This is a genomic window from Pseudomonas sp. P5_B2 (genome assembly GCF_056400445.1).
Map to the genome: position 1 here is coordinate 1 of NZ_JBFULH010000402.1, position 3,775 is coordinate 3,775.

The following is a 3,775-nucleotide window of genomic DNA, read 5'->3' on the forward strand; positions in this document are numbered from 1 at the left end:
CCTCATTCTTGAAGCAATGCGTCCCCGTCGGATCGAGTTTGGTCAGGTGCCGCTCCGGCAAACCGTGGAAGCTCAGTAACAAGTGATCGTAATCCTGCTGCAAATAGGGCTTCGCGCTGGCCACCAGCGCATCGAGGTATTCCGGCTGATCGTAAAATGGCTGGAGAATCGACAGTTGCAGTTCGAGTCCTTTCTCGCGCAGCACGCGCTTGGCTTCTTCGATCACTGTCGTGGTAGTGCTGTCGGCGAACTGTGGATACAGCGGCGCAAGGGTGATTCTTTTGTGGCCCTGAGCGGCCAGCTGCACCAGCTTCGTTTCAATCGACGGTTCGCCGTAGCGCATCGCCAACTCCACCGGACCGTGGGTCCACTGCGCCGTCATGGCCTGTTGCAGGCGACGGCTGAGCACAACCAGGGGCGAGCCCTCCTCCCACCAGATCGACGCGTAGGCGTGGGCTGACTGCTCCGGGCGTTTGATCAGGATCAGCGACACCAGCAAGCGTCGCACTGGCCATGGCAAGTCGATCACATACGGGTCCATCAGAAATTGATTGAGGTAGCTGCGCACATCCGCCACCGACGTGGAGGCAGGTGAACCCAGGTTAACCAGAAGCAATGCGTGATCGGTCATGCAACGTCCTATGTCAGAGGCGGCTGGACAGATCGTCCAGGGCCGCGTGCAAATTAGTGAACTGGAATGTAAAACCCGCTTCCAGCAAGCGAACCGGCAGGGCCTTCTGACCACCCAACAGCAACAATGACAACTCACCCAGCGCTACTTTCAAGGCCAAGGCCGGCATCGGCATGAACGTCGGGCGGTGCAGCACGCTGCCTAGTGTCTTGGCAAACTCGCGATTACGCACCGGTTTGGGTGCGCACGCATTATAAGGACCGCTGGCGTCTTTCTGATGCAGAAGAAAATCAATCAAGGCGATTTGATCGTTGATATGGATCCATGGCATCCACTGCCGACCATTGCCTATCGGCCCGCCCAACCCCAGTTTAAATGGCAGCAAAAGCCGCGACAAAAAACCGCCCTCGGCCGACAACACCAACCCGGAACGAACGAGCACAACCCGAACGCCCAAAGCCTCGGCACGCTGGGCGGTTTCTTCCCAGGCGATGCACAACTGGCTGGCGAAATCATCGATGACAGGGGGTGAAGCCTCGGTCAACTCACGCTCTCCCCCATCGCCATACCAGCCCACCGCCGAACCGGAAATCAACAGGGAAGGTTTTTGCTCACGTTTTTCGAGCCAAGCCAGCAACGTTTCTGTCAGGGTGATGCGGCTGCTCCAGAGCAACGCCTTGCGCTTGTGAGTCCAGGGCCGGTCGGCAATCGGCGCGCCTGCCAGATTGATAATGGCGTCCAGCGGGGACTGATCGATGTCCTCCAACCGGGTAATACCACGCACTTGCGTGCCGCAGGTTTTCGCGACTTTTTCAGGCTTGCGACTCCAGACCGTCAGACGATGTCCCTGACTCAACCAGTGCTGGCAGAGTTGACGTCCTATCAAACCAGTACCGCCTGTCAGCAATATGTGCATGACTTCTTCCTCGCGTGGCGTTTAACCCTGATCACTAGTCTATTTTTATAAGCAGGGATCTTTGGTATCGGGCAGGCTCTGTGTTTAACAATAGGCCAAGCTGTCAGATCGAGAACGCTAAAAGTTATACCAAAAAACAATATTGTACAGGGTGAACCTACGGCGTAGTCTGTACAGAAAGGTAAACGAGGCCCCTATGACTGTACCTATCGCAATCATCGGCACCGGCATCGCCGGGCTCTCAGCCGCTCAAGCCCTGACTGATAAAGGGCATGTCGTCCAGCTTTTCGATAAAAGCCGCGGCAGTGGCGGACGCATGTCGAGCAAGCGCAGCGATGCGGGTGCTCTGGACATGGGCGCGCAATATTTTACTGCCCGCGACCGCCGCTTCGTCACCGAAGTCCAGCGTTGGCAAGCCAACGGCTGGGTCGCCGAGTGGACGCCTCAGCTCTACACCTACCACGGCGGCCAACTCAGCCTGTCACCGGACGAACAGACGCGCTGGGTAGGCACGCCGCACATGAGCGCCATCACCCGCGGCCTGCTCGGCGATCTGGAAGTACAGTTCGCTTGCCGGATCACCGAAGTCTATCGCGGCGAAGAACACTGGCATTTGCAGGACGCCGAAGGCTTCACCCACGGTCCGTTCAGTCACGTGGTGATCGCCACACCCGCGCCTCAAGCCACCGCGCTGCTGGCGGCTGCATCGAAGCTGGCCGGGGTCGCTGCCGGGGTAAAAATGGACCCGACCTGGGCCGTCGCCCTGGCCTTCGAAACACCGCTGGACACGCCTATGGAAGGCTGTTTCGTGCAGGACAGCCCCCTCGACTGGCTGGCCCGCAACCGCAGCAAACCGGGACGCGACAACACCCTGGACACCTGGGTGTTGCACGCGACCAGCGCCTGGAGCCGGCAACATATCGACTTGTCCAAGGAGGCCGTGATCGAGCAATTGCACGGCGCATTCGCCGAACTGTTGCACGACTCCATGCCCGCCCCGAGCTTCAGCCTCGCCCATCGCTGGCTCTATGCCCGCCCCGCCAACAGCCATGAATGGGGCGCGCTCGCCGATGCCGACCTGGGCCTGTATGTGTGCGGCGACTGGTGCCTGTCCGGTCGTGTCGAAGGCGCTTGGCTCAGCGGTCAGGAGGCTGCTCGTCGCTTGCAAGAACACCTGCAGTAACCGCATCGACCCGCATCAATTGCTGCTGTCGAAGTGGACAGCAGCCCAACCGTAAAACCGCGAAAAAATACTAGACCCTGTGGGAGCGAGCCCACAAGGTCTTCATTGCCCATTACAAAACTTATACAAAATGTTTGACTTGTACACCTTTGAATCTATGATGAAGTCATGCTGTACAGAACCATCACTCTGTACAGGTTTAGATTCGAGGTGCTCTGATGATCCACGCCCCCGTGAAACCGAAGATCGCTATCAGCGCTTGCTTGATGGGGGCCGAAGTTCGCTACAACGGCGGGCACAAGGCATCACGCCTGTGCAGTCAGACCCTCACTGACTATTTCGATTTCATCGCAGTATGCCCGGAAGTCGCCATTGGTCTCGGCATCCCCCGTGAGCCGATCCGCCTTGTGGGCGACCCGCAACACCCCGAAGCCGTAGGCAGCGTTCACGCCGAACTGAATGTCACTCGGCCGCTCACCGAGTACGGCCAGACAATGGCCAGTCAGTTGAACGATATCTGCGGCTACATCTTCATGCAGAAATCTCCGTCCTGCGGACTGGAACGGGTAAAGGTCTATCACGTCAACGGTGTGCCGGTGGAGGGTGGTGGTCGAGGTGTCTATGCCCAGGCGTTCTGCGCACTGCACCCTGATTTGCCGGTAGAAGAAGACGGTCGGCTCAACGATCCGGTGCTGCGGGAAAATTTCCTCACCCGCGTGTTCGCTTACAGCGCCTGGCAGCAATTGCTGCAAGAAGGCCTTACCCGCCGCAGCCTCACCGAATTCCACTCGCGCTACAAATACCTGCTGATGGCGCATAACCCGGTGCAATACAAAACCCTGGGCAATTTGCTGGGTAACATGAGTCAGACCACCCCCGACGAACTGGGCCCGCGCTACTTCAGTGCATTGATGGCGGCATTGAAAAAATGCGCCACACGTCGCACCCACACCAATGTCTTGCAACATATCAGTGGCTACCTCAAGCAAGTCATCAGCCCTGAAGACAAACAGGAAGTGCAGCACATTATCGGCCAGTACCGTCA

General features: G+C 58.2%; 4 protein-coding genes. 2 read left to right on the top strand and 2 right to left on the bottom strand.

Annotation, left to right across the window (positions count from 1 at the left end; genetic code table 11):
• Both hemH and AC1DRJ_RS21290 read right to left on the bottom strand, forming a co-directional pair.
• The coding region (gene hemH, locus AC1DRJ_RS21285; protein WP_477803874.1) for a ferrochelatase at positions 1–631 on the bottom strand (631 nt) is incomplete at its 3' end.
• Between the two features lie 13 nt (positions 632–644).
• On the bottom strand, positions 645–1,547 hold the full coding sequence (locus AC1DRJ_RS21290; RefSeq protein ID WP_477803875.1) for a TIGR01777 family oxidoreductase: 903 nt from the start codon (positions 1,545–1,547) through the stop codon (positions 645–647).
• Between the two features lie 196 nt (positions 1,548–1,743).
• Here AC1DRJ_RS21290 and AC1DRJ_RS21295 point away from each other — a divergent pair, with 196 nt between their 5' ends.
• Together AC1DRJ_RS21295 and AC1DRJ_RS21300 are read left to right on the top strand one after the other, a co-directional pair.
• On the top strand, positions 1,744–2,730 hold the full coding sequence (locus AC1DRJ_RS21295; RefSeq protein WP_477803876.1) for an NAD(P)/FAD-dependent oxidoreductase: 987 nt from the start codon (positions 1,744–1,746) through the stop codon (positions 2,728–2,730).
• Positions 2,731–2,948: 218 nt separating this feature from the next.
• Positions 2,949–3,775: YbgA family protein (locus AC1DRJ_RS21300; RefSeq protein ID WP_477803877.1), on the top strand; the 827-nt coding region annotated here is incomplete at its 3' end.